Origin of the sequence: Streptomyces coeruleofuscus (assembly GCF_039532725.1) — a bacterium.
Taxonomy (GTDB): Bacteria; Actinomycetota; Actinomycetes; order Streptomycetales; family Streptomycetaceae; genus Streptomyces; species Streptomyces coeruleofuscus.
In genome coordinates this window covers 321,405-346,440 of sequence record NZ_BAAASE010000007.1, presented here as the reverse complement: position 1 = coordinate 346,440, position 25,036 = coordinate 321,405, and the positions used below count along the sequence as shown (strand labels likewise).

The window sequence follows — 25,036 nt, the reverse complement described above, 5'->3', positions numbered from 1 at the left end:
CCTGGCTGGTCAGGCACGGAACCAGGCCGGAGTACCCACGCCGTGCCCGACGAAACGGGACGCCCCACGAGGTCTCAGGGCCGCAGCCCCTCCGTCAGCAATGTCAGATAGCGGCGGATGTGTTCGCCCTCCCCGTCCGCCAGCTCCGCCGCCGTCGACACGCCGTGCGCCAGCCGCAGTACGTCGACCGGCTCGACGTCCCGCCGGAGCGTGCCCTCCTCCTGCGCTGCCCGGACCAGGCGCTCCGCCGCGCTCTTCACCGAGTCGCCGCAGGCCGTGGCCACGGTGGAGCCGGTCTGTGTGACGGCCGGGCCCAGCAGGGCCCTGAGGCCGCGCATCCGGACCATCCCGGCGCCGAGTTCGTACAGCCACTCCCCCAGCGCCTCGCCCGGCGGCAGTTCGGCCTCGAGTTCGGTGGCCCGGGCCGCGATCGCCTCGACGCGGTCGAGGTACGCGGCCTCCAGCAGCGCGTGCCGGGTCGGGAAATGCCGGTAGAGCGTGCCGGAGCCGACGCCGGCCCGCTTGGCGATGTCGTCGAGCGACGCGCCCTCCCCGTGCTCGGCGAAGGCCTCCGCGGCCACTTCCAGCAACCGCTCGTAGTTGCGCCGAGCATCCGCCCGCATGGGCCTGACCTGCGCCATGCAGCCACTCCTCACGAACCGGGGACCCACGAACCGGAGACCCTCTCCGCACCTTATCGAGAACGGCCGGCGGTCGGAGGTCCGCACACCCGCCGCCCTACATCTTCATCGCCCCCGCCGCCAGATCCCGCAGGAAGTGCCGCGCCCCGATCAGGAACACGACGATCAGCGGGATGACGCTCATCAGCGCGCCGGCCATCACCAGCGAGTAGTCGGTGTTGTAGAGGATGTTGAGATTCGCCAGGGCGACCTGGAGGGTGACCTTGTCGGGGTCGATCATGACGACCAGGGGCCAGATGTAGTCGTTCCAGAGGCCGATGAACGTGAAGATGCCGAGGAAGGCGAGGGCCGGCCGGAACAGCGGCAGGACGACCGTCCAGTAGAGGCGGAAGAAGCCGGCGCCGTCGATCCGCCCGGCGTCCAGCAGTTCGTCCGGCAGCGAGTTCTGGGCGTACTGCCGCATCCAGAAGATGCCGAAGGCGTTCGCCGCGCCGGGAATGATCAGCGCCTTCAGGGATCCGGCCCAGCCGAACTCGGCCATGGTCACGAACTGCGGTACCAGGGAGAGCTGCGCGGGGATCATGTACGTGACGAGCAGCATGCCGAAGAGGAACTTCTTCGCCGGGAACTCGTACTTGGCGAAGGCGAACGCGGCCAGCGAGTCGAAGAACAGCACCAGCACGGTCCCGAGCACGGCGACGACGACGGTGTTGAACAGCGAGCCGAAGAAGTCGACGGTGTCGAGCACCCGCCCCATGTTGTCCAGTAGATGCGGCCCCGGCACCAGCTTGGGCGGATAGCGGTAGATGTCCTGCGTGGTGCCGGAGGCCAGCACCACCAGCCAGTAGAAGGGGAACAGCGAGACCAGCACGCCGAGCAGCAGCACCGCCCGGACGCAGATGCGGCTGAGCCTGCTGCCGGAGCCGATGGCCAGGCCCGCGCTCCCGGTCGTCCTCTGTTCAGCGGCCACGGCGTGCCCCCTTGCGGCGCAGCAGACCGGCGATGCCGGGCCGGCGGTCGTCGTCCGAGCCGGCGACCAGGCGCCAGTTGATGACGGTGAAGACGGCGATGATCGCGAAGAGGACCCAGCCCATGGCGGCGCCGTAGCCGAACTGGTGCTCCTTGAAGGCCTTCTGCCACAGATAGAGCACGATGGTCATCCCTTCCTGGCCCGGTCCGCCCGTGGTTCCGACGTCGGTCGACTGGAAGAGCACCTGGGACTCGGTGAAGATCTGCAGCCCGTTGATGGTGGAGGTGACGGCGGCGAAGAGCACCACCGGCCGCAGTTGCGGCAGGACGACCCGGAAGAGGGTCTGCCTGCTGTTCGCGCCGTCGACGCGGGCGGCCTCGAAGTGCTCGGTGGGGATGGCCTGGAGGCCCGCGAGGAAGATCAGCGCGTTGTAGCCGACCCACCGCCAGATGATCATGATGGAGACGGACGACTTGATGCCCCACTCCGAGGACAACCAGCCGACCCCGTCCAGCCCGATCGCCCGCAGCGCCGAGTTGGCGAGGCCCGCCTGGGCGAAGACCGACCCGAACACGACGGTCATGGCGACCATCGAGGTGACGTTGGGGACGAAGTACGCCACCCGGTAGGCGCCGGCGAAGCGGACCTGCGAGTGCAGCAGGAACGCCAGCACCAGTGCCAGGAACAGCATCGGCACGGTGGACAGGAACCAGATCTCGAAGGTGTTGAGCACCGAGTGCCAGAACACCGAGTCCTGGAGCAGCCAGCCGTACTGCTTGAGCCCGACGTAGCGCATGTCGCCGATGCCGTCCCAGTCCTGGAAGGACAGGTAGACGGAGAACACGATCGGGAAGGCGCCGAAGACGGCGAAGAGCACGTAGAACGGGGAGATGGCGAGCAGCGGCGGGAAGTGACGCCTGCGGCCGCCCGGGGTGGTGGGTTGTGTACGGCCGGCCGGCCGCTTCTCGTTCGCCGCCGGCGCGCCGGCCGGGTCGAGAACCGTCGCCATGTCAGCTCACCCCCACCCGGGACAGCGTGGTCTCGGCGGTGTTCACGGCGTCCCGCCAGGCCCGGTCGGGGTTCTTGCCGAGCGCTTCCACATTGGTCAGCTCCTGGAAGAACGGGGTGTTGGCGGACTCCTCGTAGGGGCTGAAGTAGACGACGGGGGCCTTCTCCGCGGCCGGGCCGAAGACGTCGATGGGCTGCTGACCTCCGAAGAAGGGGTCGGGCTCGTGCATCGCCGGGTCGGCGTAGGCGGCCGGGGTGGTGGGGAACAGGGCCATCTCCTGGTAGCTCTCGAGCTGGTTCGCCGGGCTGAGCAGCCACTTCAGGAAGGCGAAGCCCGCCTCGGGGTCCCGGCAGTAGCGGGTCAGGCTCATGTACGAGCCGCCGTAGTTGGCCGGGCCGTCCGGCATGGTGGTCAGCCGCCAGGAACCGGAGGTCTTCGGGGCGGTGTCCTTCAGGCCGTTGATGGCCCACACCGCCGTGGTCATCGTGGCGATCCGGCCTCCGCTCATGGCCGCGTTGAAGTCGGGTGTGCCGTCCGTGATCCTGGCGCTGAGCCCTTGGCGGAGGATCTCCACGGACAGGTCCCAGGCCCGCCGGACGTGCTCCTGGTCGCCGATGAAGCGGTTGCCGGCGTCCACGAACTGCCGGGAGCTCTGGAGCAGGACCTGCTGGAAGACGTTGCCGATGTTGCTCACCAGGTACGGCTCGCCGGGCCCCTTCGCCCGCAGGGTCCGCCCGGCGGCGATGAACTTCTCCCAGGTGGGGATCTCCTCGGCGACGTCCTCCGGTTCGTGGGCCAGTCCGGCCTCCCGGAAGAGGTCCCGGCGGTAGTAGAGCGCGGTGGGGCCGGCGTCCAGGGGGAAGCCGATCATCCTGCCCGTCGGGGTGAAGCAGGCCTTCCACTTCCACTCGAGGTACTGGTCGCGGACGGACTCCGCGCCGAGCTCCCGCAGGTCGAGGAACTCGTTCTCGTCGGGGAAGAACGTGGCGAGGTTGTCGTTGTTCACGACCGTCACGTCCGGCACGTAGGCCCGCGCCGCGAGGCTGGTGCGCACCTTGGAGTCGATGTCGCCGTCGGGTATCTGCGAACCCCGCACCCGCAGTCCGGGCACCCCCGGCACGCCCCGCCCGGCGGTGGCGAGCAGCTTGTCGCTGAGCGAGCCCTTCCAGTACCAGAGGCCGAGGTGGTCGGTGCCGGCGGAGGCCGATCCCCCTGCGGACCCGCAGCCGGTCAGTCCGAGCAGGCCCGCCCCCGCACCCCCGAGACAGGCCCCCAGCAGGCGTCTGCGGGACATCGTTCGCTGATCCATGGGCGCGCACTCGCATCTCGCGGGGATGGGGGGAGGCTTTCCCTGATGAGGGAAGTGAAGACAACGATGTCGGCGGGCCGCGTGGTGGTCGGGCCGACGGTCTCGCGGTGGGGGCTCCTGGGTTCGTGAACGTTCACGTGAGCGTTGCCGTCGAGTATCGACACGCTCGAAAACCGGTGTCAAGGGAGCTGCACGGAACGATCTGCCGGGCCCTGCCCTGGCGGGTCAGGCGGAGGAGCGGACCACCAGTTCGGGCACCACCCACGCGTCCGCGCCCCGCAGCGGCTCCTCACCCGCGCGCAGCCGGGCCACCTGCTCCACGGCCAGCCGTCCGAGCTGCCGCTTGTCGATGTGCAGGGTGGTCAGGGCGGGGTCCACCAGTTCGCCCAGGGAGAGACCGTCGAAGCCCAGCACCGCCAGATCGTCCGGAACGCTCCGGCCGTGGCGGCGGGCGGTGCGCATCGCCCCGACCGCGATCAGATCGTTGAAGCCGAAGACCGCGGTGATCCCGGGCCGTGCCGCCAGGAGCTGCTCCATACCGTCCTCGCCGCCGGCCACGCTGTGCTCCGGGCACACCACGACCCAGTCCTCGTCGACCGGCAGTCCGAGGCGCCGCACCTGCTCCAGGAACGCCAGCCTGCGGGGCCCGGGGCCGTGCACGCCGTCCAGCATGCCGATCCTGCGGTGCCCCGCGCGGACCAGGTGGTTCAGGCCCTGCTCGACTCCGGTGGCGGCGTCGATGCCCACGGCCGCGAACTGGGTCTGCTGCGGGCCGCGTTCCAGAAGCACCAGCGGCACGCCGCCGAGGTGCCGGGTGAGGACGTCGTCCGGGTCCTTGAAGTAGCCCACGACCGCGTCCGCCTGGTGGGAGAGCACGTCGAGCGCCTGCCGCTCCCTGGCCTCGTCGATCCGGGAGTCCCACACGACCACCTGCCAGCCGCGCTGCTCGGCCGCCTCCAGCACCCCGGCGGCGACTTCGGGGAAGAACGGGTTGCGCAGGTCGGGGATGACCAGGCCCGCCGTCACCGCGCCCTTCTGGACGAGTCCGCGCGCGAACCGGCTGGGCCGGTAGTCCAGGAGCCTGGCCGCCTCCAGGACCCGCTCCTTGGTGGCCGGGTCGATCTCACCCTTGTCGTTGACCGCCCGGGAGACCGTCTGCCGTGACACCCCGGCCAGTCGTGCGACGTCGTGGATCGTGGCCCGGCGCCGGGCACCGTCGGGCCGCTCGGCACCCGGCTCCGCGCGCTGATTGTCGGTCCACACGCTGAGCACTTTATCCGGCTCCGGGCCCGGCCCGGCAGGGGCGGCCGCGCGGGCCCCTCAGCCGTCGAGCTCGGTGAAGAGCGTCAGCTGGAGGTCGCCAGGGGCCTCGAGCCGGGAGTTCAGGGAGTTCCAGGGGGTGCGCGTGGGCTCGGCGACCACCTCGGCTCCGGCGGCGGCCAGCCTGGCCGTGGTGGCGACGGAGTCGTCCACCTGGAAGGCGACCCGGACGTGCCCGGCCACCCGCCGCCCCACCTCGACCTCGTCGATGAAGGCGGCGTGGTTCGGGTCGGTCAGCTCCAGGGTGGCCCGCCCGGCCTCCAGGATCGTGACCCGCCCGTCCTCCGACGCGAACGCGCCCTGCTCGGTCAGGCCGAGCACGTCCCGGTAGAAGTGCAGCGCGGCGTCGTAGTCGTCCGCGGTCACAACGAGGCGGAGTTCTCGTACGGCTGGTTCGTCGGGCACAGGGACTCCTTCGAGGTTCGGTTAACCCCCGACAACCCACGCGCCGGCCGGTTGATTCCTGGGGCCGGACAACGGCCGGGCGTCGTCAGAACAGCGCGCTGTACGCGTTCAGCGCCGGCTGTCCGCCCAGGTGGGCATAGAGGACCGTGGAGTCGCGGCCGATCTCGCCCCGCGAGACCAGGTCGATCATCCCGGCCATGGACTTCCCCTCGTAGACGGGGTCGGTGATCATCCCCTCCGTCCGGGCCGCGAGCCGCATCGCCGCCAGGGTGGACTCGTCGGGGATGCCGTACGTGCCCGCGTGGTACCGCTCGTCGAGTTCGACGTCGGACTCGGTCAACTCGCGCTTGAGCTCGATGAGCTGCCCGGTGTCGTGCGCGATCCGGGCGATCTGGCCACGGGTCGCGGCGGGTTTCGCCGAGGCGTCGACGCCGAGCACGCGCCGGGGCCGCCCGCCCGCCTCCTCCAGCGCGGCGAACCCGGCGACCATGCCGGCCTGGGTGGAGCCGGTCACCGAGCACACGACCACGGTGTCGAAGAAGACGCCCAGCTCACGCTCCTGCTCGGCGACCTCGTACGCCCACCCCGCGAAGCCCAGGCCGCCGAGCGGATGGTCGGAGGCGCCGGCCGGGATGGCGTACGGCTTGCCGCCCGCCTCCTCGACCTCCCTGAGCGCCTGCTCCCAGCTCTCCTTGAACCCGATCCCGAACCCGGCCCTCACCAGCCGTACGTCGGCCCCGGCGAGGCGGCTGAGCAGGATGTTGCCGACCTTGTCGTACACGGCGTCCGGCCACTCGACCCAACTCTCCTGCACCAGAACGCACTTGAGCCCGGCCCGGGCGGCCACCGCCGCGACCTGCCGGGTGTGGTTGGACTGCACCCCGCCGATCGACACGAGCGTGTCGCAGCCCTTCGCGAGCGCGTCGGCGACCAGGTACTCCAGCTTGCGGGTCTTGTTGCCGCCGTAGGCGACACCGGAGTTGCAGTCCTCGCGCTTGGCCCAGAGGGCGGCGCCACCGAGGTGCGCGGTCAGCCGCTCCAGGGGGTGCACGGGTGACGGCCCGAAGAGGAGGGGGTAGCGCGCGTACGAGGCAAGGGGCGAGGAAGGGGAAGGAGACGGGGAAAGGGACATGGTTCCTCCCGGGGTCGGGATGGGATCGGTCGGTCTCAGTCGGCGAGCTCTTCGAGCCCTCGCCAGATCTCAGCCGTGACGCGGACCGCCTCGGCCACGTCACCGGCCGCGCAGGCCTCGATCAGCCGCTCGTGCAGTCCGGCCGAGCGGCAGCTGCCGCCCTCGCCGAAGCGCTGTCGCTCCAGGCGGCGGATGAGCGGGGTGTAGCGGGCGACGGTCGCGGCGGCCGCGCGGTTGCCGCTCACCCGGACGAGGACCTCGTGCAGCGCGTCGTCGGCGCGCAGGGCCCCGTCCACGTCTCCGGTGCCGACGGCGGCGGCGAACCGCTGGTTGGCGGTGCGCATCGCCTCGATGTCCGCGGCACCCAGCCGGGGCACGGCGACCCGCGTCACGAGCTCGTGCATGGCGCCGACCACGGCGGCGGCGTCCCTGACGTCGGAGGCCACGAGCGGGGTCACCCGGGTGTAGCTCTGCGGCTTGCTCTCCAGCAGCCCCTCGTCCACGAGCCGGGAGAACGCCTCGCGTACGGGCGCCCGGGACAGCCCCAGCCGCTCCGCGAGCTCGGCGTCCCGCACCACCGCGCCGGGTTCGATCTCCCCGGCCACGATGGCGTCCCGGATCGCCTCGTACGCACGGTCCCTGAGCAGGGTCCGGGGCACGGGCCGGATGGCCTCCATGACTGAAATGTTAGATGTCAGCCTCGCCCCGGACAAGGGCCCGGACAAGATCGTGGCCCGCACTCCCCTCGCGGTGCGGGCCACGGTCCCTCAGGCCGCCCAGGGCCAGTCGGCGTCCCGGGAGGCCTCGATCAGCGGAACCATCCGGAAAGCCGTGTCGGTGAGGCCTCCGAAGGTGTGCCGGTTCGCGGTGCCCGACGGGCCGTGGCCCGCCCGGTATCCGGCGAGGTTCCAGGTGTAGACCGGCACGCCGGCCGGGACCTGCTCGGTCGGGTCACCCCGGTGGTGGTGCGTGTACTGCTCGTCGGTGACGATCAGCACCCGGTCGTGCTTCCGGTAGTGCCGGCGCACCGCCTCGGTGGTGTCGGTGCCGCCCAGGTCGCCGAAGCGGTCGAGGATCTTCAGCACCGACTCGCCCTTGCGGAACTTCACTCGGGCGCTCGTCGAGCCGAACTCGACCAGGTCCGCGCGCTCCGCACGCAGCGCGAGCGCCGTGCCGAAGATCGCGGCGGCGTCGGCGCGGTTGAGCTCCGAGCGGTCGGACAGCCGCGACCAGAACATCGAGCCCGAGCGGTCCACGAGCACCAGCGTCCGGCCGGGCAGCGCGGGCACGTTGGCCAGCGAGTGGCCGAGCGCCCGCTCCAGGGCGTACGACCAGCGCAGCGACGGCGCGTGCTGGTAGGCGGCGAGGTACCGGAAGGGGAACTGCCGCGAGCGCGCGACCTCCGCCGGGTCGCTGATCCGTGCGGCGACCCGCTCGGCGACCTCGTCGGACACCCCGGCCTCGTCGAAGTTCCGCAGGTTGCGCACGAGCGCCATGGTGCCCATGGACGGGATCACGGCCTCCCAGGCCGCCTTGTCCATCGGCCCCTGGAGCCAGCCCGCCAGCGTCTCCCACGTCATCCCGGCCGCGGCCAGCCGCTCGGCACCGCCCTCGGCGGTCACGACCGCGCGCCGCTCGGCCACCGGCAGCGCCATCAGCTCGCGGTGGGCGGTGAGGACGCGGTCCGACGCGGGCGGCACCGCGGTGTCGGGGTGGTGCCGCCGGTCGAGGGCGTACCGGAACAGCTCGCCCTGCCAGGGCTTGTCCGGGTCCGGGGCGGCGTGCACGAGGTTGAGGATGTCGCCGAAGCGGTAGCCCTTGGAGGCGGTGTCGTACTTCAGCAGCGCCTTGCCGTGGTAGAGCCGGCGTACGGCGTCGGCGATGCCGCGCTTGACCGGCTTGGGCACGTTGCGGCCGTACATCGCCGTCCAGTAGGCGAGCAGTTCGCCGGGCTCGTCGGGCCGCTGGAGCACGGAGGCGACGACCTGCCGGTTGGCCGGGCCGCCGGTCGCGCCGGCGTCCAGGCGGGCCTTGACGTACTCGGCGGCGCCGACGACGGAGGCCGTACGCAGGTTGCCCTCGCCGCGCAGCCAGCCGAGCAGGCCGGCCGTCCACGCCGGGTCGGTGACGGCGAGTTCGCGCACGAGCTTCGCGAAGCGGTCGTCGCGGTCGGCGCCGGTCTCGTAGAAGGTCTGCTGTGAAACGAAGTTGGACACGGCCAGCAGGAAGAGCTCGGAGCGTGCGTCACGCTCGCGGCCCCGGCCGCCCTCGTACGTGCGCAGCACACGCCCGGTGGACGTCACACGGGAGACGGGACGTGCGCGGGCTGCCTTGGAATTGAATCGCGCCATGGTGAATTCCCCCGAATTCGTTCGTGTTTCGGGAGAGACGCTGCATGGAGGAAAAGAGGTGGGTGCCCGAGGACAGAAGTCGGCGACGGACTAATTCAGATGCTCTACTCACTTGAGCTACAGCGACCCGAAGTCGCTGACGGGACTCGAACCCGCAACCCTCTGATCCCAGGAAGTAACCGTTGCCTTCGCACCGGGCACCCACCACATGCTGCGCCTCCCGAGATCAAGTCGGCGGCGGCGTCGGATTCTTTGGAAGAGAAGTAGCCGCTGCCATCGCACCGGGAGGTGCGTGACGTTGTGATCTCACTGTAGGAGGCGCAGTACGGGACCTGCGAGCGAATTAATTACCGCTTCTGCCGCTGCCAGGGGCCGGTGATGGCGAGCAGGATGCCCGGGTCCTGGATGTTGGCGTAAAGGGTCTTGCCGTCGGGCGAGAAGGTGACACCGGCGAACTCGCTGTACTCCGGCTCCTCTTCGGTGCCGACGTTCAGGTCGTTGCGGGCGATCGGGTAGGTGCGGCCGCTCTCGGTGGCGCCGAAGAGGTGCGAGACGCCCTCGCCGTCCTCGGCCAGGACGATGCCGCCGTACGGGGAGACGGTGATGTTGTCGGGACCGTCGAACGCGCCGTCCTCGGACGGGTCGGGGTTCACACCGAGCAGCACCTTCAGTGTCAGTGTCCGGCGCTTGGGGTCGTAGAACCAGACCTGGCCGTCGTGCTGGACGGGGCTCTCCTCACGGGCGTACGAGGAGACGATGTAGGCGCCCCCGTCGCCCCACCACATGCCCTCCAGCTTGCGGGCGCGGGTGACCTCGTCGGCGGCGAACTGCTTGCGCACGGGGGTCGTACGGGCGTCGCGGTCGGGCACGTCCACCCAGTCGACGCCGTAGACGGTGCCGATCTTCGTGGCGCGGGACAGGTCGTCGACGAACTTCCCACCGGAGTCGAAGCACTTGGGCGCCTGGAGGACACCGGCGTCGTCGGCGAGCTCGCGGAACTTTCCGGGGCCGTACGCGAAGCCCTTGGGCGGGGTCCAGCGGTAGAAGAGGCCGTTGGGCTCGTCGTCGTCCTCGGTGAGGTAGGCGTGGCCGCGCTTGGGGTCGATGACGACGGCCTCGTGGTCGTAGCGGCCGAAGAACTTCAGCGGCTTGGGGCCGCGGTTGGCGCGCCGGTCGCTCGGGTCGACCTCGAACACGTAGCCGTGGTCCTTGGTCATGCCGTTGACGCCGGCCCTGTCGGAGTTCTCCTCGCAGGTGAGCCAGGTGCCCCACGGCGTACTGCCACCGGCGCAGTTGGTGGAGGTGCCCGCGATGCCGACCCACTCCGCGACCCGTCCGTCGGGGCGTATCTCGACGACCGTGCAGCCACCGGCGGCGGCCGGGTCGTAGACGAGGCCCTCGGTGAGAGGCACCGGGTACTTCCAGTTGGCGCGCGGGCCCTTCAGCTCGTGGTTGTTGACGAGCAGGGTGGTGCCGCGGGGGCCGTCGAAGGTGGCGGTGCCGTCGTGGTTGGACGGCGTGAACTCGCCGGACTCCAGCTTCGTCCTGCCGCTGTAGGTGATGATCCGGTACGTGAAGCCGGCGGGCAGGGCGAGGATGCCCTTGGGGTCGGGGACGAGCGGCCCGTAGCCGACCGAGTGCCGGGCGTCCGCCGCGCCCTCCGCACCGTCGGTGTCGTAGGACGCGAGGGCGTTGGGCGCGGTGGCGAGTGCGCCGACGCTGCCCGCCAGCGCGACACCGGCACCGGTGATCGCGGAGGTTCTGGCGAAGTCCCTGCGGGTGAGCGACATGGGTGTCTCCTGTGACGGGGGGTTGCCGTGGAGGGTGGCGGACCTCATTCGGCAACACCGTCCCGCTCATCCATGAACGCCGGTTGAACAACACCCCAGGGGCGCGGGGAACTGCGCGACAAGCCACAACGCACCCGCACCCGCACCCGCAATACGAACTCAGCCCCCCTGCTGCGACCGCGCCTTGAACGCAGCCTTCCGCGCCTCCTTCGCCACCTTCTTGTCCGGATGCAACCGCCCCATCGCCTCCAGCACATCAGCCGTAGCGGGATGCTCGACCCGCCAGACAGCCTCGAAGAACCCGCCGTGCTGCCGCGCGAGCCCCTCGACCAACGCCCGCAGCTCCTCGGAGTTCCCCTCGGCAGCCAGCTGCGCGGCCACCGTGTCGATGGTCAGCCAATACACCATCGCCTCCGACGGCGCAGGCACATCCGCCGCACCATGCTCGGTGAGCCAGACACGGGCGAGACCGCCCAACTCGGCATCGTCGAGCACCTCCCGCAAGGCGGGCTCGGCCGAAGCTCCGACCAGCGACAAGGCCTGCTGACACCGCAACCGCCGCAACGGCGCCCCGGCATCCGCGCCCCGCGCCGCCGCCAGCAGCTCGCGTGCCGCGGCGAGCGCTTCCCGGCGCTGAAGCCACTGCTCGGTCTCGGCCTGCGCAGCACCCGGCGGGAACGCCGCCGTGCCGTCGAGCAGCGCGTCGGCCCCCTTGTCCGCGAGGTCCCCGACGGCCGGTGCCTCGAACCCGGCCTCCAGCAGCCGGGCACGCAGGCCGTAGAGCCCGAGCGGGGTGAGCCGGACCATGCCGTACCGGGAGACGTCTGTGTCGTCGACGGGCGCCGCGGGCTCCTCGTCGGCCTCGGCCATGAGCGCCTCGTCCACGGGCCGGTACGCCACGAGCCCCACCGGCTCCAGCATCCGGAACTGGTCGTCCAGCCGCATCATCGCCTCGGAGACCTGCTCCAGGACGTCGTTGGTCGGCTCGCCCATGTCGCTGGGCACGATCACCGACGCGGCCAGCGCCGGCAGCGGCACCGGAGCGTCGGCGGGTGTGTCCTCGCCGGCGGTCAGCAGGTAGAGGTTGCCGAGCACGCCGTCGAGGAACTCGGCCTCGGCCTCCGGGTCCCAGTCGAGGGCGGAGAGGTCGACCTCGCCGTCCTCGGCCACGAGACCGTCCAGGTCGGGCACGCTCGCGTCGGCGAGCACCGTCTCCAGGGCCGCGAGCCACACCGCCAGCACGTCCTGCGGCGAACCGCCGGTGAGCAGCGCCAGGTCCTCGCCCGCCGTGACGGTGCCCTCCTCCTCGTCGAGGATCTCGACGAGACCGGTGTCCACCGCCACCCGCCACGCCTCACTGGCGTCGGCGGCGGCGTCGTCCCCGCTCAGTCCGAGCGCCTCGGCGGCCGCGGGCACCTGTTCGTCGACGAGCCCGCCCCCGGCGTCGACCCGGGTCTCCGGCCCGGCCCAGCGGGCCAGCCGGGCGGCCCGGGACAGCAACGGCGTGGACAGCGCGTCGCGCGCCAGCTCCGCTTCGGGGTGCAGCCGCACCGGCGGCAGGGGGGAGCTGTCTGACATCGGCTGTTTCTCCTAGCGGCGCCTCATACGACTCAGCCGCTCAGCCTAGACGGATTTACACCCATGCCGCCTGCTTCATGTCCCCGTCAGGGGCTGTACATGGCCGAAACCTTGACAAGTGACCTGAGCAGGCTGGAGATTGACGCGCGTAGAAGTCGGCGGACACTTGTTCACCGGGTCGCCCCACCGGACCCGCCCGTCCACCGTCCGCTACGCGCGTCAACCGCCCGCCCCACAGGTAGCGGCAGACAGTCCACGCACCACCCTCGTCCCGGCGCCCTGTCACGTCCCCGGAGGGAACCCCGTTGCCGAGCAAGTCGTCCGCGCGCCTCGCCGCGCTCACCGTTGCCGCCGTGTGCTCCGCGGCATCCACGATCGTCCTCACCACTCCCGCACACGCGGACTCGGTCCGCATCCATGACGTCCAGGGCAACACCCGGATATCGCCGTTCGCCGGCCAGCAGGTCACGGACGTGACCGGAATCGTCACCGGCATCCGGACCTACGGCTCGTCCCGCGGCTTCTGGATCCAGGACCCGGACCCGGACGCCGACCCGGCGACCAGTGAAGGCGTCTTCGTCTTCACCAGCTCGACGCCGAAGGGGGTCGCCGTCGGCGACTCCGTCACGGTCAGCGGCACCGTCTCGGAGTACGTCCCCGGCGGCACCGCCTCCGGCAACCAGTCCCTGACGGAGATCACCAAGCCGACGACCACGGTCGTCTCCAGCGGCAACCGGCTCCCCGCCGCCACGACGGTCGACGCGAGGTCGGTCCCCGCCGCCTACGCGCCGGCCGGTGACGCCGCGGCGAACGGCTCGATCAACGCCCTCCCCCTCAAGCCCGCGAAGTACGCCCTGGACCACTACGAGGCGCTGGAGGGCATGACCGTCCGCGTCACCGACACCCGCGTCGTGGGCGCCACCGACCCGTACACCGCACTCTGGGTGACGGTGAAGCCGCACGAGAACCGCACCCGCAACGGCGGCACGGTCTACGGCTCCTACGACGCCCAGAACACCGGCCGCCTCCAGATCCAGTCCCTCGGCGCGACGGCGGACTTCCCGAAGGCGAACGTCGGTGACACGCTCACCGGCACGACGGCGGGCCCGCTGGACTACAACCAGTTCGGCGGCTACACCCTGGTCGCGAGCGAACTCGGCACGCTCAAGTCCGCGGGCCTGAAGCGCGAGACGACGAGCAAGCAGCGCTCCTCGGAACTCGCGGTCGCCACCTACAACGTCGAGAACCTCGACCCGACCGACAACACCTTCGCCGAGCACGCGTCCGCGATCGTGAACAACCTCAAGTCGCCGGACATCGTGTCCCTGGAGGAGATCCAGGACAACAACGGCGCGACGAACGACGGTACGGTCGCCGCCGACCAGACCATGACCAAGCTGATCGACGCGATCGTCGCGGCCGGCGGCCCCACGTACGACTGGCGCTCGATCGACCCGGCCGACAAGGCCGACGGCGGTGAGCCCGGCGGCAACATCCGCCAGGCGTTCCTGTTCAACCCGGAGCGGGTCTCCTTCACGGACCGCGCGGGCGGCGACGCCACGACGGCGACCGGAGTGACGAAGATCCGCGGCAAGGCGCACCTGACGCTCAGCCCCGGCCGGATCGCCCCCGCCGACGAGGCCTGGAAGAACAGCCGCAAGCCGCTGGCCGGCGAGTTCGTCTTCCGCGGCCGCACGGTCTTCGTGATCGCCAACCACTTCAACTCCAAGGGCGGCGACCAGGGCCTGACCTCCCAGTACCAGCCGCCGGCCCGCAGCTCCGAGACCCAGCGGCACCAGCAGGCCACGCTGGTGAACGCCTTCGTCAAGGACATCCTGGACACCCAGAAGAACGCGGACGTCATCGCCCTGGGCGACATCAACGACTTCGAGTTCTCCGGCACCACCAGGCTCCTGGAGGGCCGGGGCGAACTCTGGTCGGCGATCAAGTCGCTGCCCAGGAGCGAGCGTTACTCGTACGTCTACCAGGGCAACAGCCAGGTCCTCGACCAGATCCTGATCAGCCCGTCGATCCGCCGCGACTGCGACTTCGAGTACGACAGCGTGCACGTCAACGCGGAGTTCAACGACCAGATCAGCGACCACGACCCGCAGGTCCTGCGCTTCCGGCCGTAACCCGTCGGCCGTGGGGCCGGCCGGCCAGAGCGGCCGGCCGGCCCCACGGCACCGCACTCACCCGGGCACGAGCCCCAGGGCATGCCGGTACCGGCTCCCGCTCGACCCCTTCACCCCCGGGTAGGTCCGCACCCGCTCCCACGTGTCGGTCCCGGGGGCCGCCAAGGCCTCGTCATAGGCCTGGTCGCTCTCCCACTCGGCGTAGTTCAGTACGTGCCCGCCATCGGCGCTCAGATGGAAATGAGCGGAGATCAGCCCGGCGTGCCCTTCGGGATCGTCACCCAGGGCCTTGAGCACGAGATCGACCCACTCCTCCCGCCGCTCCCCGGCCCCTTCCTCGAAGTCGACCCGTACGGTGACGATCAGCCCCGGCTCCCGTACGTCACCGACGGCCCGCTCGCGGCCGCCGTACCGCCGGTACCGCGCGATCCCCACCCTCTCGATCCCCGGCACGGCGGTGTCGATCTCGTCGACCCGCTCCTGCCGATGAACTTTGACGAAGGCCTCGTACGCCTGCTCGCTGCTCCACTGCGAGTGGTGCATCAGCGTGGACCCGTCGTGCCCCACGTAGACGTGGTACCCCAGCAGATCACCGGTGGGCCACGGCCGCCGCTCCCACGTGCGCCCGATCGCCTCCACGGTCTGCCGTTGCCGCTCGGGTGTGCCGACCCGCCAGGTACTGAAGAAGGGGGCACCGATCCGGGGATCGGTGAGGTCGGGGTGCTGCTCGGTTCGACGGCTCATTGAACACTCCAGTCGTATGCGCCGGTTGCCCTGCTGCACCCCACCTTTCAACCTCGACCAAGCTTGAGGTCAAGGGAGAGGTGTCGCAGGGCCCGGCGCTTCCAGGTGCTCAACGTCTGCGCTGGGGCGGGTTGGTGCGCAGCCCGGCGGAGCGGGGTGCCGCTGCGCCCACCCGTGCCGCCCTCGGCGGCGCGTCTGCCCGCAGCGGTTGGCGCGTCAACGGATGCCTCTTGACGGACAGTCAGCCGGCGTCCGACTCCATCGCGCCGTCCCGAGGGCGGACACCCCCGGGCCGGCCCCGACCCACCACCACCGCGCAGGCGCGAACGGCCCGCCTGCCGCATGCCGCCGGCGCACCCCGCTCAGCGATACCAGCGCTGCCAGCGATGCCCGCGAGTCACCTGCTGCCGCCGCCGTACCACCTCGACAGCGACGACCGCGGCCCCCGCAGCCGCCCCGACGACCAGCACCGGCTTCGGATGCCGCATCCCGGCCTGGACGACACCGCGCACCGGCCGCGGCCCCGCATGCGTCGCCTTGTCGTGCACCGTGTGCCCGGCCTGCGCGGCGCTGCTCCGCAACTGCACCGTCATCGCCCCGGCCTTGTCCCGCAGATCGGCGGCCCGAGCCCGCGCACGCCCCTTCACGTCCGCCTTCCCCGCCAACTCCTCCACGGTGTTGCCGAGTTCACTACGGGTCCGCTCGATCTGCTGGCGCAGTTCATCGGGCCCCTTGGCCCCGCCCGTCGCTTCTGTCATCGATGTGCCCTTTCCCTGATCTCCTCGACGTCGGCCCTGACACTGCCGAGCGCCTCCTCAGGCGTGGGAGGAGTGGCCCGGCGCAGCTGGCTCCGGCCGGCGGCGGCCAGCACGGCCGCGATCACGAACAGCACCCCGGTCACGATGAGCGCCGCGGCCCAGACGGACAGCACCAGCGAGAGGGCTGCGACACCCGTCCCGGCCAGCGCGAGCAGCCCGGCATAGGCGACGGCACCCGCCGCACCGAGCAGCCCACCGCCACGCCCCGCACGCCGGCCCTTCTCGGCCAGCTCTTCCTTCGCAAGAGCCACTTCCTGCCGGACGAGCCGGGAGAGCTGCTCCGAGGCCTGTGAGACGAGCTCGCCCACGGAGTGGCGCTCGTCGTGCACGGCCCGATGATCGATGGTCCCGGTCACGGTGTTCCGCCTCCTCTCGAAGTAGGAAGCCCCGAGTACCCGGCCCACCCCCCGCTACCCCTGCCTGCCGCCCCTTCCCCGCCCGGCTACCCCGCCGCCGCCCCACTCCCACCGTGACCACCACGCTCGCCACGCTCACCGAGCCGCGCCAACTGAGCCTGGAACACGTCCAGCCGTGCCTGCAACAGAGCGGCCTCCGCGACAAGTTCGGGCACCCCCGTCCCCTGGGCCGCCGCCGGCCCCGCCGGCGCGCTACCACCCCCGGCCACGACCCGCAACCCGTCCCCCGCCAGCCGCGCGAACCCGGCCGGCGACAGGGACGGCCGCCCCCGCAGACACTCCCCACAGCAGGGCACCAACGCCCGCCACCCCGGCCGCCCCCATCCGGCCTCGCCCAGCGCGGCGGCCCCGGCACCGCACGCACAAGCCCCCAGGGTCATGACGCGCACCCGTTGCCGGGCATACCGGAACCCACGCTCGAAGCGGATGTAGGCGCCGAGAACGGAGACCTCCAACAGCACGGCCGCGCGGTGCTCGGCCGTGCAGAGCAACGCCTCCGCCGCCCGCCGGTCATGCACGCAGTGGAACCCGCAGTCGCAGCGCCGGTGCGGCGCCCGGTGCCGCAGCCCGTACACACACGCCGCCTCCGCCACCACTCCGTACGGCAGCGCGCCGCCCAGCGACACACCGGTGAACCCGGCCCGGGTGCCGTCCTGGGACAGCACAGGGTGGGCGATCTTGTATCCGGTTGGCGGCTCCGTCGGACGCTCCGCCGGAAGCCGCAGCCTCATCGGGCGACCGGGACCTCATCCAGCGCGGGCTCCTCGACATCCCGGAGGCCGTGGAGTCCCTGGAGCTCGGGGAGTTCGATCTCCTCGTCCCGGGCCTGCGGCTGCTCCTCCGCGATCCCGGTGGCCAGTGCCTTGCCCAGCTTCATGACGCCTCCATGAAATGCCGTCGCCGACCGTCCTGGCCATGGTGACCCACAAGGCCCTGGTTTGGACATAGGGCGCGAGAGAACAGGAAAGCATTCCTTACAAGTACCGGGCAGAAGAATTAACTGGAGCTACACAGTCACGCTGCCGACACTACTCACATGACGACCCCCTTCGGCCGCGCCCTGTGCGCCATGATCACCCCGTTCACGGCATCCGGAGCACTGGACCTCGACGGTGCCCAACGCCTCGCCGCGCACCTGGTGGCCCAGGGCTGCGACGGCCTCGTCCTGTCCGGCACGACGGGCGAGTCACCGACCACCACGGACGCCGAGAAGTCGGCCCTGATCGCAGCCGTCCGCGAGGCCGTGGGCGCTCAGGCGTCGATCGTCGCGGGCATCGGAACGCCCGACACCCGTCACACCGTGGACCTGGCACGGGAGGCCGAAAAGGCAGGCGCGGACGGCCTGTTAGTGGTGGCCCCCTACTACAGCAGGCCCCCGCAGGACGCGATCGAGGCCCACTTCCGCGAGATCGCCGACACCGGTGAACTCCCGCTCATGCTCTACGACATCCCGTTCCGCACCGGCGTCCGCATCGAACCGGAGACGATCCTCCGCCTCTCCGCACACCCCAGGATCGTCGCGGTCAAGGACTGCTCCCACGACTTCCTGGCCGCACAGAAGGTGCTGGCCCGCACGGACCTGGCGTACTACGCGGGCAGCGACGAGCACAACCTCGCGCTGTACGCGGTGGGCGGGGCCGGTTACGTCAGCACGGTGTCGAACGTGATCCCGGACCGGCTGCGAGCCGTCCTGGACGCCTTCGACGCGGGCGACACGGCACAGGCGGCCCGCCTCCAGCAGCAGGCCACCCCCCTCATCGAGGCGCTCATGTCGGCAGGCCTCCCCGGTACCGTCACGACGAAGGCGCTCCTCACTGCCCTGGATCTCCCGGCGGGCCCGGTCCGCGCTCCCCTGCGGCCCGCGGACGACAGGACGACCGACGAACTCCTGTCGCTCCACAAGGCCCTGACCACCACCTGACCAAACGCAGAAAAAACGGCCCGGGCCCCGTACCGCACACACTCGCGGTACGGCACCCGGGCCCGTCGATGTGCCGGCTCAGTTCCAGGCGTACCCGTCGCCGAACAGCAGCGTGTGCTCCAGCACGTCCTCCGCCGGGTCGTCGACCTGGCCCACGTTGACGTTGACCAGCCCCACCCGGTGGCCGTTGTGCGAGCCCGTGTTGGTCTCGTCGGCGTGCGCGGCCCCCGCCGGAAGCCAGCACACCACCAGCGCCGTGACCGCCCCGGCCAGACAGCGCGCCACGGCCCGCCCCCGCTCGTTCTTCATGCCCCGGTCCTCGTTTCATCGGTTCGGCTTCTGATCGGACCCGGCGTCCGCCCGTTCATCGGACCCCTGCGCCCACCCGTTCATCTGCAAAAACCACCACGAGGTCACGCCCGGTAACTCGTACGGGGCCCGTCCGGAGAGCCGATGACGCACGAAGCGCCCTTCCCGGCCGTCCTCGGACCTGGGAAGGGCGCTCGGTGACGACCGAGGCCGGTCAGTTGTGGCTGTGCAAGATCTCGTTCAGCCCGCCCCACACCGCGTTGTTCGGCCGGGCCTCGACGGTGCCGGTGACCGAGTTGCGGCGGAAGAGGATGTTGGAGGCGCCGGACAGCTCGCGGGCCTTCACGATCTGACCGTCGGGCATGGTGACGCGGGTGCCGGCGGTGACGTAGAGGCCGGCCTCGACGACGCACTCGTCGCCGAGGGCGATACCGACGCCCGCCTCGGCGCCGATCAGACAGCGCTCGCCGATGGAGATGATGACGTTGCCGCCGCCGGACAGCGTGCCCATGGTCGAGGCGCCGCCGCCGATGTCCGAGCCGTCGCCGATCACGACGCCCGCGGAGATACGGCCCTCGACCATCGACGTGCCGAGCGTGCCCGCGTTGAAGTTGACGAAGCCCTCGTGCATGACGGTGGTGCCCTCGGCGAGGTGGGCGCCGAGGCGGACCCGGTCGGCGTCGGCGATGCGGACGCCCTTGGGGGCCACGTAGTCGGTCATGCGGGGGAACTTGTCGACGGAGGTGACCTGGAGGTGCAGGCCCTCGGCGCGGGCGTTCAGCCGGACCTTCTCCAGGTCGTCGACGGCGACCGGGCCGAGCGAGGTCCAGGCGACGTTGGCGAGGAAGCCGAAGATGCCCTCCATGCTCTGGCCGTGCGGCTTGACCAGGCGGTGGGAGAGCAGGTGCAGGCGCAGGTAGACGTCGTGCGCGTCGATCGGCTTCTCGTCGAGCGAGGCGATGACCGTGCGGACCGCGACCACCTCGACGCCCCGGCGGGCGTCCGGGCCGATCGCCGCGGTCGCGCCGCCGCCGAGCAGCTCGGCGGCCTGCTCGGCGGAGAGCCGCTCCGTGCCGGACGGGCCGGGCTCGGCGGCCAGTTCAGGAGCGGGGAACCAGGTGTCGAGGACGGTGCCGTCGGCGGCGACCGTGGCGAGGCCGGCGGCCACGGCGCCGGTGGTGCGAGGAGCAGTCGTGTCGGTCATGAGGGCAACCTAACCGGCGGACGGCGGTCGATGCGAACCGGTGCGGGGACGTCTCACGTGCCGGGCGGTACGTCCCGCCGCTGGTCGGCGACGCGCGGCGACGACCCCGCCATCGGGGTCACTCCCGCAGCCCGACGGCCGCCCACGCCGTCGGTGGCACTTCCGCGCTGCCTCCCCGCGACGACCCGCCCACCGGTACCACTCCCGTATTACTCCCGCGCCCCCGCCACGACCCGCCCCAGCACCTCCCGGGCATACGCCTCGTCGTACGGCACCCCGGTCAGCAGCACCTGGAGACAGATGCCGTCGACGACCGCCACCAGTGCCCGCGCGGTCACCGGATCCGTACGCCCGGACAGCAGCTCGGCGAGCCCCTCGGCCCACTCGGCGGCGACGGGCCGCAGCGCGGGCCGGCGCAGGGCGGCGAGGTAGAGCTCGTACTCCAGCTCGACGCCCGTGCGGTCGCCCGCGAGCCACTCCCCCACCCACGCGGCGAGTTCGGCGGCCAGATCGGTGCGGGGATCCTCCAGCGCGCCGCGCCCGGCGACGATCTTGGCGAAGCCCTCGTTGGCCTGCCGCAGGGCGGCGACCAGCAGTTCGTCGAGGGTCTTGAAGTGGTACGTCGTCGAGCCGAGCGGCACATCCGCCTCGGCGGCGGCGGTGCGGTGGCTCAGCCCGGCGATGCCCTTCCCCCCGACGACCCGGATCGCCGCGTCGATGATCCGCTGCCGCCGCTCGGGGTCGTAGCGGCGGGGCATCAGTGGGCACCTCCCAGGTTCAGGACCACGACCCCGATGATGATCAGCGCGATCCCGGCGGCCTTGGCGACGCTCATGTCCTCCCCCAGGAAGACGATCCCGATCGTGGCGATGGCCGCGGTGCCGACGCCGGCCCAGATCGCGTAGGCCGTTCCCACGGAGACGGTCTTCAGCGTCTGCGCGAGCAGCGCGAAGGAGACGAGATAGCCGAGGAACGTGAGCAGCGAGGGACCGAGTCGGCTGAAACCGTCGCTGTACCTCATGGCGGTGGTCGCGCCCACCTCGGCGGTGATGGCCGCGGCCAGCAGCAGATAACCCATATGTACGAGCGTACACAACACCTGTACACCCGTACACAACGAGAGAGAAGATACCGCTTTCAACAAACGCCTCACAGACGTCCCACTGGTCCACTACGGTGTCACCCCGATCACACACCGGGCGACCACAACTGCACCGCCGTCAAGGGAGCCCGCCGGAGGAAACAAGAGCATGCCGAAAGACAAGTCCCGGCCCCCACTGGACCGCCCGTGGGAGAGCGGCTGGGCCCCGGACACCACCCGGGCACCAGGAACCCGACGCCTCTGGCTGGCAGGCGCCCTCGCCGTGGCGACGGTCACCGCGTGCGTCACGGCCGTCACCGTGCTGGAGAAAGAGTCCGGCGAGCCGGTCCGAAAGGCGGCGGAACCGACCACCCTCAGCAGTTCGGCCCCGGGCGGTCTGATCTCCTTCGCGACCCCCTCCAAGGGCGCCGGCGAAACGCGGGGCACGGACGGTGGCCGCCCGTCCCCCACGCCCACGCCCACCACGAGCGCGCCCACCAGCGCCGACCCGAGTCCGGAGCCGCGGAAGAAGACCCCCGAGCCGACGCCGCCCCAGGGCACGTCGAAGCCCCCGAAGCCCCCGGCTTCGCACGGGATATCCATACGCTCGGTCAACTACCCCGACCGCTACTGGCGTGTCCGCGACGGCTACGTGCGCCTGGATCAGATCGGCTCCGGCCCCGAGCAGCGCGAGGACGCCACCTTCGAGCGCGTCTCCGGCCTCGCCGACTCCTCCTGCTACTCCTTCACCACGGCGGACGGCCGCTACCTCCGCCACCGCAGCTTCGTCCTGGTCGAGGACACCGACGACGGCTCGGCCCTGTTCCGCAAGGACGCCACTTTCTGCCCGCGCCCCTCGGCCGCGTCGGGCGCGGTCATGCTGGAGTCCGTGAACTATCCGGGCCGCTTCCTGCGCCACCGCAACTTCCAGCTCCGCGTCGAGCCGTACCAGCACGACGGCCTGTACCGCGCGGACTCCGCGTTCCGGATGGTGGCCGGGCTGGACTGAGCACGCGAAAGGGCGGCACCCCGGGAGGGTGCCGCCCTTTCGTCAGTCAGCGGATCTCAGACGTTGAACCCGAGCGCCCGAAGCTGCTCCCGCCCATCGTCCGTGATCTTGTCCGGGCCCCACGGCGGCATCCAGACCCAGTTGATGCGCAGCTCGTTGACGAGGCCGTCCGTGGCGGACTTGGCCTGGTCCTCGATGACATCCGTCAGCGGACAGGCCGCCGAGGTAAGGGTCATGTCGAGCGTCGCGATGTTCGCTTCGTCGATGTGGATGCCGTAGATCAGGCCGAGGTTGACGACATCGATGCCCAGCTCCGGGTCGACGACGTCGTACAGCGCCTCACGGACCTCTTCCTCCGAGGCCGGCTTCATCTCAACGGTCTCGCTCATGCCGTCGTCTCCTTCTCGGCGTCGGCGCCGCCCAGTACCTGGGCCGTCGCGTCCTTCCAGGCCATCCAGCTCAGCAGGGCGCACTTGACCCGGGCCGGGTACTTGGACACCCCGGCGAACGCGACCGCGTCCTCCAGGATCTCCTCCATCGCGTCGTCGGGTTCGAGCTTCCCCTTGGACTGCATCAGCTCCAGGAAGGTCTCCTGGATCTTCCGCGCGTCGGAGAAGTCCTTGCCGACGAGGAGTTCGTTCAGTACGGAGGCCGAGGCCTGGCTGATCGAGCAGCCCTGGCCCTCGTACGAGACGTCCTCGATCTTCGTTCCGTCGTACTTCACGCGCAGTGTGATCTCGTCACCGCACGTCGGGTTGACGTGGTGCACCTCGGCGTCGCCATCCCGCAAGCCCCGCCCGTGCGGGTTCTTGTAGTGGTCCAGGATGACTTCCTGGTACATGGAGTCCAGTTTCACCGTTCAGCACGCCCTTCAGCCGAAGAAGTTCCGTACGTGCTCCAGGCCGTCGACCAGCGCGTCGATCTCGGTCGGCGTGGAGTACAGATAGAACGACGCTCGCGTGGTCGCAGGAATTCCGTACCGCAGGCAGACCGGCCGCGCGCAGTGGTGGCCGACCCGGACCGCGATGCCCTGTTCGTCGAGGACCTGGCCCACGTCGTGCGGGTGGATGTCGCCGAGGGTGAAGGAGATCGCCGCGCCGCGCTCCTCGGCCGTCGTCGGGCCGATGATGCGCAGGTCGGGGACCTCCAGCAGCCGCTTCACGGCGTACTCGGTCAGCGCGTGCTCGTGGGCGAGGATCTTGTCCATGCCGATCGAGTTGAGGTAGTCGATCGCCGCGCCGAGACCGACCGCCTGGGCGACCGGCGGGGTGCCAGCCTCGAACTTGTGGGGCGCCGGGGCGTAGGTCGAGGAGTGCATCGACACTGTCTCGATCATCTCGCCGCCGCCGAGGAACGGAGGCAGGTCCTCCAGGAGCTCCTGGCGGCCCCACAGGACGCCGATGCCCGTCGGACCGCACATCTTGTGACCGGTGAAGGCCACGAAGTCTGCCTGGAGGGCCTGCACGTCCAGCGGCATGTGCGGTGCGGCCTGCGAGGCGTCGATGCAGACGAGCGCGCCGACCTCCTGGGCGCGGCGCACTATCGCCTCGACCGGGTTCTGGGTGCCCAGGATGTTGGAGACCAGCACGAAGGAGACGATCTTCGTCTTCTCGTTGATGACCTCGTCGATGTTGGACAGGTCCAGGCGGCCGTCGTCGGTCAGGCCGAACCACTTCAGCTTCGCGCCCGTGCGCTGCGCGAGCAGCTGCCACGGCACGATGTTGGAGTGGTGTTCCATCTCCGTGATCACGATCTCGGTGTCGGAGTCCACGCGGTAGGGCTCGTCGGCCCAGCCGAGCATGTTCGCCACGAGGTTGAGCGACTCCGAGGCGTTCTTGGTGAAGATCACCTCGTCGCGCGAGGGCGCGTTGATGAACTCCGCGACCTTGTCGCGCGCGCCCTCGTACAGCGCCGTGGCCTCCTCGGCGAGGACGTGCACGCCACGATGGACATTGGCGTTGTAGCGCTCGTAGTACTCGTTGAGGGCGTCCAGCACCTGGCGCGGTTTCTGGCTGGTCGCCGCGTTGTCCAGGTACACGAGCTTCTTACCGTCGTGGACCTGGCGGTCCAGGATGGGGAAGTCCTTGCGGAGCGCCTCTGTGTCGAGGAGGCCCGGCAGCTGTGTCACGCGGATGCGCCACCCTTCGTGTATGCCTCGTAGCCCTCTTCCTCCAGCTTGTCGGCGAGCTCGGCACCGCCGGACTCGACGATCCGGCCGCCGGAGAAGACGTGCACGTGGTCGGGCTTGATGTAGCGGAGGATGCGCGTGTAGTGCGTGATCAGCAGGGTGCCGACCTCGCCCGTGTCACGGACGCGGTTCACACCCTCCGACACGACGCGCAGGGCGTCGACGTCCAGGCCGGAGTCGGTCTCGTCGAGGACCGCGATCTTCGGCTTGAGCAGCTCCAGCTGGAGGATCTCGTGGCGCTTCTTCTCACCGCCGGAGAAGCCCTCGTTGACGTTGCGCTCGGCGAAGGACGGGTCGATGTTGAGGCGCTCCATGGCCTCCTTGACCTCCTTCACCCAGGTACGCAGCTTGGGGGCCTCGCCGCGGATGGCGGTGGCGGAGGTGCGCAGGAAGTTCGACACGGAGACACCCGGAACCTCGACCGGGTACTGCATCGCGAGGAACAGACCGGCGCGGGCGCGCTCGTCGACGGACATCTCCAGGACGTCCTCGCCGTCGAGGGTGACGGTGCCGCCGGTGATCGTGTACTTCGGGTGTCCCGCGAGGGAGTAGGCGAGGGTCGACTTGCCCGAGCCGTTGGGGCCCATGATGGCGTGCGTCTCGCCCTGCTTCACGGTGAGGTCGACACCCTTGAGGATTTCCTTCGTGCCGTTCTCGACCTCGACGGTGACGTGCAGGTCTCGGATTTCAAGCGTAGCCATGGGTG

27 protein-coding genes are annotated in these 25,036 nt (G+C 70.6%); 3 read left to right on the top strand and 24 right to left on the bottom strand.

The window, feature by feature from the left end; all coding sequences use genetic code 11:
* Positions 1-74: 74 nt before the first annotated feature.
* The 11 genes from ABFX81_RS27870 to ABFX81_RS27820 form a co-directional block, all read right to left on the bottom strand.
* Positions 75-641, bottom strand: a complete 567-nt coding sequence (locus ABFX81_RS27870) for an SbtR family transcriptional regulator (protein ID WP_086855201.1) — start codon at positions 639-641, stop codon at positions 75-77.
* Positions 642-738: 97 nt separating this feature from the next.
* The gene (locus tag ABFX81_RS27865; RefSeq protein WP_346138833.1) at positions 739-1,611 is read right to left on the bottom strand and encodes a carbohydrate ABC transporter permease; all 873 of its coding nucleotides are present in this window, start codon (positions 1,609-1,611) and stop codon (positions 739-741) included.
* Entirely contained in the window at positions 1,601-2,620 is a 1,020-nt protein-coding gene (locus ABFX81_RS27860; RefSeq protein WP_346138832.1) for a carbohydrate ABC transporter permease, read from the bottom strand. Before ABFX81_RS27860 ends, ABFX81_RS27865 begins: the two co-directional genes overlap by 11 nt.
* 1 nt (position 2,621) lies before the next feature.
* Positions 2,622-3,914 carry an ABC transporter substrate-binding protein gene (locus ABFX81_RS27855; RefSeq protein WP_346138831.1) on the bottom strand — a complete coding sequence of 431 codons (1,293 nt, stop codon included), beginning with the start codon at positions 3,912-3,914 and terminating at the stop codon, positions 2,622-2,624.
* A 240-nt stretch (positions 3,915-4,154) separates the two neighbouring features.
* A complete protein-coding gene (locus tag ABFX81_RS27850; RefSeq protein WP_346138830.1) occupies positions 4,155-5,192 on the bottom strand; it encodes a LacI family DNA-binding transcriptional regulator in 1,038 nt (345 codons plus the stop codon).
* A gap of 57 nt (positions 5,193-5,249) precedes the next feature.
* Complete coding sequence (locus ABFX81_RS27845) at positions 5,250-5,654, bottom strand: VOC family protein (RefSeq protein ID WP_086855319.1); 405 nt, start codon at positions 5,652-5,654, stop codon at positions 5,250-5,252.
* 85 nt (positions 5,655-5,739) lie between these two features.
* Positions 5,740-6,786 (bottom strand): 1-aminocyclopropane-1-carboxylate deaminase, encoded by a 1,047-nt coding sequence (locus ABFX81_RS27840; protein ID WP_086855318.1) that lies wholly within the window; start codon positions 6,784-6,786, stop codon positions 5,740-5,742.
* Positions 6,787-6,821: 35 nt separating this feature from the next.
* A complete protein-coding gene (locus ABFX81_RS27835; RefSeq protein ID WP_086855317.1) occupies positions 6,822-7,463 on the bottom strand; it encodes an FCD domain-containing protein in 642 nt (213 codons plus the stop codon).
* A gap of 90 nt (positions 7,464-7,553) precedes the next feature.
* Positions 7,554-9,137, bottom strand: coding sequence for a TROVE domain-containing protein (locus tag ABFX81_RS27830; protein ID WP_086855316.1), 1,584 nt, complete (start codon positions 9,135-9,137; stop codon positions 7,554-7,556).
* A gap of 347 nt (positions 9,138-9,484) precedes the next feature.
* Positions 9,485-10,927: an alkaline phosphatase PhoX gene (locus ABFX81_RS27825; protein ID WP_086855315.1), complete on the bottom strand. Its 1,443-nt coding sequence runs from the start codon at positions 10,925-10,927 to the stop codon at positions 9,485-9,487.
* Positions 10,928-11,086: 159 nt separating this feature from the next.
* Positions 11,087-12,505: a hypothetical protein gene (locus ABFX81_RS27820; RefSeq protein WP_086855314.1), complete on the bottom strand. Its 1,419-nt coding sequence runs from the start codon at positions 12,503-12,505 to the stop codon at positions 11,087-11,089.
* A gap of 305 nt (positions 12,506-12,810) precedes the next feature.
* Here ABFX81_RS27820 and ABFX81_RS27815 point away from each other — a divergent pair, with 305 nt between their 5' ends.
* Positions 12,811-14,640, top strand: coding sequence for an endonuclease/exonuclease/phosphatase family protein (locus ABFX81_RS27815; protein WP_086855313.1), 1,830 nt, complete (start codon positions 12,811-12,813; stop codon positions 14,638-14,640).
* A gap of 57 nt (positions 14,641-14,697) precedes the next feature.
* On the opposite strand, the gene ABFX81_RS27810 is transcribed toward ABFX81_RS27815, so the two are convergent.
* From ABFX81_RS27810 to ABFX81_RS27790, 5 genes are all read right to left on the bottom strand, one after another.
* Positions 14,698-15,384, bottom strand: a complete 687-nt coding sequence (locus tag ABFX81_RS27810) for an antibiotic biosynthesis monooxygenase (protein WP_086855312.1) — start codon at positions 15,382-15,384, stop codon at positions 14,698-14,700.
* Between the two features lie 362 nt (positions 15,385-15,746).
* Positions 15,747-16,142, bottom strand: coding sequence for a DUF3618 domain-containing protein (locus ABFX81_RS27805; protein ID WP_086855311.1), 396 nt, complete (start codon positions 16,140-16,142; stop codon positions 15,747-15,749).
* A complete protein-coding gene (locus ABFX81_RS27800; protein WP_346138829.1) occupies positions 16,139-16,558 on the bottom strand; it encodes a phage holin family protein in 420 nt (139 codons plus the stop codon). Before ABFX81_RS27800 ends, ABFX81_RS27805 begins: the two co-directional genes overlap by 4 nt.
* An 86-nt stretch (positions 16,559-16,644) precedes the next feature.
* Positions 16,645-17,349 carry a hypothetical protein gene (locus ABFX81_RS27795; RefSeq protein WP_346138828.1) on the bottom strand — a complete coding sequence of 235 codons (705 nt, stop codon included), beginning with the start codon at positions 17,347-17,349 and terminating at the stop codon, positions 16,645-16,647.
* Entirely contained in the window at positions 17,346-17,495 is a 150-nt protein-coding gene (locus ABFX81_RS27790) for a hypothetical protein (RefSeq protein WP_346138827.1), read from the bottom strand. Before ABFX81_RS27790 ends, ABFX81_RS27795 begins: the two co-directional genes overlap by 4 nt.
* A gap of 159 nt (positions 17,496-17,654) precedes the next feature.
* On the opposite strand from ABFX81_RS27790, the gene dapA reads away from it, so the two are divergent.
* Positions 17,655-18,539, top strand: coding sequence for a 4-hydroxy-tetrahydrodipicolinate synthase (gene dapA, locus ABFX81_RS27785; RefSeq protein ID WP_346138826.1), 885 nt, complete (start codon positions 17,655-17,657; stop codon positions 18,537-18,539).
* A gap of 78 nt (positions 18,540-18,617) precedes the next feature.
* Here the strand turns inward: dapA and ABFX81_RS27780 are convergent, their stop codons facing one another.
* The 4 genes from ABFX81_RS27780 to ABFX81_RS27765 form a co-directional block, all read right to left on the bottom strand.
* The gene (locus tag ABFX81_RS27780) at positions 18,618-18,848 is read right to left on the bottom strand and encodes a hypothetical protein (RefSeq protein WP_086854361.1); all 231 of its coding nucleotides are present in this window, start codon (positions 18,846-18,848) and stop codon (positions 18,618-18,620) included.
* 214 nt (positions 18,849-19,062) lie between these two features.
* Complete coding sequence (dapD, locus tag ABFX81_RS27775) at positions 19,063-20,052, bottom strand: 2,3,4,5-tetrahydropyridine-2,6-dicarboxylate N-succinyltransferase (RefSeq protein ID WP_150480176.1); 990 nt, start codon at positions 20,050-20,052, stop codon at positions 19,063-19,065.
* A gap of 209 nt (positions 20,053-20,261) precedes the next feature.
* Positions 20,262-20,810 (bottom strand): TetR/AcrR family transcriptional regulator, encoded by a 549-nt coding sequence (locus ABFX81_RS27770; RefSeq protein WP_346138825.1) that lies wholly within the window; start codon positions 20,808-20,810, stop codon positions 20,262-20,264.
* Positions 20,810-21,130 (bottom strand): SMR family transporter, encoded by a 321-nt coding sequence (locus tag ABFX81_RS27765; protein WP_086854515.1) that lies wholly within the window; start codon positions 21,128-21,130, stop codon positions 20,810-20,812. The genes ABFX81_RS27770 and ABFX81_RS27765 overlap by 1 nt, the downstream gene beginning before the upstream one ends.
* A 172-nt stretch (positions 21,131-21,302) precedes the next feature.
* On the opposite strand from ABFX81_RS27765, the gene ABFX81_RS27760 reads away from it, so the two are divergent.
* Positions 21,303-22,142 (top strand): AbfB domain-containing protein, encoded by an 840-nt coding sequence (locus ABFX81_RS27760; RefSeq protein ID WP_346138824.1) that lies wholly within the window; start codon positions 21,303-21,305, stop codon positions 22,140-22,142.
* A gap of 56 nt (positions 22,143-22,198) precedes the next feature.
* Here the strand turns inward: ABFX81_RS27760 and ABFX81_RS27755 are convergent, their stop codons facing one another.
* Genes ABFX81_RS27755 through sufC form a run of 4 tightly spaced genes read right to left on the bottom strand, consistent with a single transcriptional unit; the run spans position 22,199 to position 25,031 of the window.
* Complete coding sequence (locus tag ABFX81_RS27755) at positions 22,199-22,531, bottom strand: metal-sulfur cluster assembly factor (protein ID WP_031143572.1); 333 nt, start codon at positions 22,529-22,531, stop codon at positions 22,199-22,201.
* A complete protein-coding gene (gene sufU, locus ABFX81_RS27750) occupies positions 22,528-22,998 on the bottom strand; it encodes a Fe-S cluster assembly sulfur transfer protein SufU (RefSeq protein ID WP_059419772.1) in 471 nt (156 codons plus the stop codon). Before sufU ends, ABFX81_RS27755 begins: the two co-directional genes overlap by 4 nt.
* Positions 22,999-23,013: 15 nt before the next feature.
* Complete coding sequence (locus tag ABFX81_RS27745) at positions 23,014-24,270, bottom strand: SufS family cysteine desulfurase (RefSeq protein WP_086846033.1); 1,257 nt, start codon at positions 24,268-24,270, stop codon at positions 23,014-23,016.
* Complete coding sequence (gene sufC / locus ABFX81_RS27740) at positions 24,267-25,031, bottom strand: Fe-S cluster assembly ATPase SufC (RefSeq protein WP_020273987.1); 765 nt, start codon at positions 25,029-25,031, stop codon at positions 24,267-24,269. The genes ABFX81_RS27745 and sufC overlap by 4 nt, the downstream gene beginning before the upstream one ends.
* Between the last annotated feature and the right edge of the window lie 5 nt (positions 25,032-25,036).

Excerpts from the sequence above, each read along its gene's own strand:
- ABFX81_RS27830 (WP_086855316.1), bottom strand. The coding sequence starts at position 9,137 with ATGGCGCGATTCAATTCCAAGGCAGCCCGCGCACGTCCCGTCTCCCGT.
- ABFX81_RS27835 (WP_086855317.1), bottom strand. The coding sequence starts at position 7,463 with ATGGAGGCCATCCGGCCCGTGCCCCGGACCCTGCTCAGGGACCGTGCG.
- ABFX81_RS27765 (WP_086854515.1), bottom strand. The coding sequence starts at position 21,130 with ATGGGTTATCTGCTGCTGGCCGCGGCCATCACCGCCGAGGTGGGCGCG.
- ABFX81_RS27770 (WP_346138825.1), bottom strand. The coding sequence starts at position 20,810 with ATGCCCCGCCGCTACGACCCCGAGCGGCGGCAGCGGATCATCGACGCG.
- ABFX81_RS27805 (WP_086855311.1), bottom strand. The coding sequence starts at position 16,142 with ATGACAGAAGCGACGGGCGGGGCCAAGGGGCCCGATGAACTGCGCCAG.
- ABFX81_RS27840 (WP_086855318.1), bottom strand. The coding sequence starts at position 6,786 with ATGTCCCTTTCCCCGTCTCCTTCCCCTTCCTCGCCCCTTGCCTCGTAC.
- ABFX81_RS27820 (WP_086855314.1), bottom strand. The coding sequence starts at position 12,505 with ATGTCAGACAGCTCCCCCCTGCCGCCGGTGCGGCTGCACCCCGAAGCG.
- ABFX81_RS27755 (WP_031143572.1), bottom strand. The coding sequence starts at position 22,531 with ATGAGCGAGACCGTTGAGATGAAGCCGGCCTCGGAGGAAGAGGTCCGT.
- ABFX81_RS27855 (WP_346138831.1), bottom strand. The coding sequence starts at position 3,914 with ATGTCCCGCAGACGCCTGCTGGGGGCCTGTCTCGGGGGTGCGGGGGCG.
- ABFX81_RS27870 (WP_086855201.1), bottom strand. The coding sequence starts at position 641 with ATGGCGCAGGTCAGGCCCATGCGGGCGGATGCTCGGCGCAACTACGAG.
- dapA (WP_346138826.1), top strand. The coding sequence starts at position 17,655 with ATGACGACCCCCTTCGGCCGCGCCCTGTGCGCCATGATCACCCCGTTC.
- ABFX81_RS27860 (WP_346138832.1), bottom strand. The coding sequence starts at position 2,620 with ATGGCGACGGTTCTCGACCCGGCCGGCGCGCCGGCGGCGAACGAGAAG.
- ABFX81_RS27790 (WP_346138827.1), bottom strand. The coding sequence starts at position 17,495 with ATGAAGCTGGGCAAGGCACTGGCCACCGGGATCGCGGAGGAGCAGCCG.
- ABFX81_RS27780 (WP_086854361.1), bottom strand. The coding sequence starts at position 18,848 with ATGAAGAACGAGCGGGGGCGGGCCGTGGCGCGCTGTCTGGCCGGGGCG.
- dapD (WP_150480176.1), bottom strand. The coding sequence starts at position 20,052 with ATGACCGACACGACTGCTCCTCGCACCACCGGCGCCGTGGCCGCCGGC.
- ABFX81_RS27795 (WP_346138828.1), bottom strand. The coding sequence starts at position 17,349 with ATGAGGCTGCGGCTTCCGGCGGAGCGTCCGACGGAGCCGCCAACCGGA.
- ABFX81_RS27810 (WP_086855312.1), bottom strand. The coding sequence starts at position 15,384 with ATGAGCCGTCGAACCGAGCAGCACCCCGACCTCACCGATCCCCGGATC.
- ABFX81_RS27760 (WP_346138824.1), top strand. The coding sequence starts at position 21,303 with ATGCCGAAAGACAAGTCCCGGCCCCCACTGGACCGCCCGTGGGAGAGC.
- sufC (WP_020273987.1), bottom strand. The coding sequence starts at position 25,031 with ATGGCTACGCTTGAAATCCGAGACCTGCACGTCACCGTCGAGGTCGAG.
- ABFX81_RS27825 (WP_086855315.1), bottom strand. The coding sequence starts at position 10,927 with ATGTCGCTCACCCGCAGGGACTTCGCCAGAACCTCCGCGATCACCGGT.